2 protein-coding genes are annotated in these 2,804 nt (G+C 64.2%); both read left to right on the top strand.

Features of this window, described 5'->3' with window-relative positions; genetic code table 11:
- Window positions 1-116 precede the first annotated feature (116 nt).
- Complete coding sequence (glmU, locus tag AAFP05_RS12130) at window positions 117-1,616, top strand: bifunctional UDP-N-acetylglucosamine diphosphorylase/glucosamine-1-phosphate N-acetyltransferase GlmU (protein ID WP_341730131.1); 1,500 nt, start codon at window positions 117-119, stop codon at window positions 1,614-1,616.
- The gene (locus tag AAFP05_RS12125) at window positions 1,613-2,596 is read left to right on the top strand and encodes a ribose-phosphate diphosphokinase (protein ID WP_341730130.1); all 984 of its coding nucleotides are present in this window, start codon (window positions 1,613-1,615) and stop codon (window positions 2,594-2,596) included. The genes glmU and AAFP05_RS12125 overlap by 4 nt, the downstream gene beginning before the upstream one ends.
- Window positions 2,597-2,804 lie beyond the last annotated feature (208 nt).

Here is a 2,804-nt window from a genome sequence, read left to right as displayed (position 1 = left end):
GGTGAATAGCGGCAGGCGCTGCCAGGGCTTAGAGTTGAACCGCGCGCCGGGATCTCAGCCGGTGCCACCTCTACCCTGGTTACCACCCTGGGTACACATGTGGTGAAGGAGATTTGGTGAGCACTACTCCAACTCAGGCCCCTGTGGCGGCCGTCATCGTGCTGGCGGCGGGGGGCGGTACCCGCATGAAATCGAAGAATTCGAAGCTGCTGCATCCGGTCGCCGGACGTGCCATGCTCAGCTACGCGCTGGACGCCGCTCAGACGCTGAACCCCGCGAAACTGGTCGTCGTCGTGGGACATCTGCGTGAGCAGGTGGAAGCGCTCCTCGACGAGAGCTACCCACAGGTGACCATCGTCGAACAGCCGGTCCGCAACGGCACCGGAGGCGCGGTGCAGTGCGCGATCGGGGCATTGGGTGAGATCAACCGCGAAGTCGTGGTCACCTATGGCGATGTGCCGATGCTCACGGGCGAGACCCTGGGCGAACTCGTCGCGGCGCATCGGGCGGGCGGCAATGCCTGCACGGTGCTGACCGCCGTGGTGCCCGACCCGACCGGCTACGGACGAATCGTCCGCGAGGGCGGTCAGGTCGCCAAGATCGTCGAGCACCGCGATGCCAACGAGGCCGAGCGGCAGATCCGTGAGATCAACTCGGGTATCTACGTCTTCGACGGCAAGGTGCTCCGCGAAGGACTGGCGAGCCTGAAGCCCAACAACGATCAGGCCGAGCTCTACCTCACCGACGTGCTCGGCTACGCCCGCGGGCACCAGGGCAACGTCGGCGCCTACCTGACCGACGACATCTGGCAGACCGAGGGCGTCAACGACCGCGTCCAGCTGGCCCGGATGAACGCCGAAGTCAACCGCAGGATCGTGGAACGCTGGATGTTGGACGGGGTGACCGTCGTCGATCCCAAGACCACCTGGATCGAGGCTGATGTCGACCTCGAGACCGATGTCACCATCCTGCCGAACACCCAGCTGCTCGGTGCTACCTCTGTGGCCACCGGCGCGGTGATCGGACCAGACACCACGCTGCGCGATGTCGAGGTGGGTGAGAACGCCCACGTGATCCGCACCCATGGCGAGCTGTCGGTCATCAACTCGGATGCAGAAGTTGGCCCCTTCGCCAGACTGCGTCCGGGCACCGTGCTCGGCGCGCACGGCAAGATCGGTACCTTCGTCGAGACGAAGAACGCCCAGATCGGCGACGGCTCGAAGCTGCCGCACCTGACCTACTGCGGCGATGCCTTCATCGGTGAAGGCGTCAACGTCGGCGCCGGCACGATCTTCGCCAACTACGACGGCTCTCACAAGTCGCCCACCCACCTGGGCAATGACGTCTTCATCGGGTCGAATTCAGTGCTGGTCGCTCCGCTTGACATCGGCGATGGGGCCTTCGTCGCTGCCGGCTCGGCCGTCGTGGACGATGTGCCGCCGGGCGCCCTGGCAGTCGCCCGCGGACGCGAGCACATCTCGGCGGATTGGGTGCATCGCAAACGAGCCGGATCGTCGGCCTCGGACGCCGCCAACGATTCTGAGGGGGAAATTCACCCCGCGGTTGCCGAAGCTCGCGCCAAGCTGCGTGAAGAAAATCAGGAGGATGATCAGTGAGCGGTGTGAAGCGTCCGACGGACAAGCACCTGATGCTCTTCACAGGGCGGGCCAATCCAGAGCTCGCCCAATCAGTGGCCGAACTCATGGGAGTGGAGCTGACTCCCCGCCGGCTGATCAGCTATGCAAACTCCGAGGTCTACGTGCGTTACGAGGAGTCCGTGCGCGGATCGGATGCCTTCGTCATCCAGTCGCACCCGGCGCCGGTCAACGAGTGGCTGATGGAGCAGCTGATCATGGTGGACGCGCTCAAGCGGGCGTCCGCCAAGCGAATCACCGTGGTTGCGCCCTGCTATCCCTATGCCCGGCAGGACAAGAAGCATCTGGGACGAGAGCCGATCTCGGCTCGGCTGATCGCCGACCTGTATTGGGTGGCAGGTGCCGACCGGATCATGACCGTCGACCTGCACACCGCCCAGATCCAGGGCTTCTTCAATGGACCGCTCGACCATCTCACCGCGCTGCCGGTGCTGGCCGACTACGTCGAGAAGAAATACGACACCTCCAAGATGACCATCGTCAGCCCGGACGCCGGACGAGTGCGCCTGGCCGACACCTGGAGCGACCGGCTGCACGCGCCGCTGGCAATCATCCACAAGCGTCACGATCCGACGGTCGCCAATCAGGTCAAGGTGCACGAGGTCGTCGGTGAGGTCGCCGGACGCACGTGTCTGCTGGTGGACGACATGGTCGACACCGCCGGAACCATTTGTCAGGCAGCCGAGGCGCTCGTCGATCATGGAGCTGACAAGGTCATCGTCGCTGCCACGCATGCGATCCTGTCGGGTCCCGCCGCTGAGCGGTTGAATGCGGGGCCCTTCGAGGAGATCATCTTCACCAACACCTTGCCCATTCCCGAGGGTGTCGAGTTGGAGAAGGCGACTGTCTTGTCGGTGGCGCCGTTGCTGGCTCAGGCGATCCATGAGGTCTTCGAGGACGGCTCGGTGGCAAGTCTGTTCGCCGGGGGCTCGCAGTACTGATTAGGGCCTGACGCGGTAATTCATCGGAGGTCCTTAATGGCCGCTGCTTCTTGGATGCTTCGTGAAGCTGCTGCCGGAAGTGACAGGTGCTGCCGGTCAGTACGCTCGTACTCACAGCGGCTGCCAAGAGTCGCAAAGGCTTCCGATCATTCGCTAGCGGTTGTTGTTTTCGGTAGCCGCTGGGACTTGGCCCGGGCATTTCGGTAGC

Origin of the sequence: Brooklawnia sp., assembly GCF_032229645.1 — a bacterium.
Classification (GTDB): Bacteria; Actinomycetota; Actinomycetes; order Propionibacteriales; family Propionibacteriaceae; genus Brooklawnia.
The sequence above is the reverse complement of the archived record's forward strand: the minus strand, read 5'-3'. Positions and strand labels throughout refer to the sequence as shown.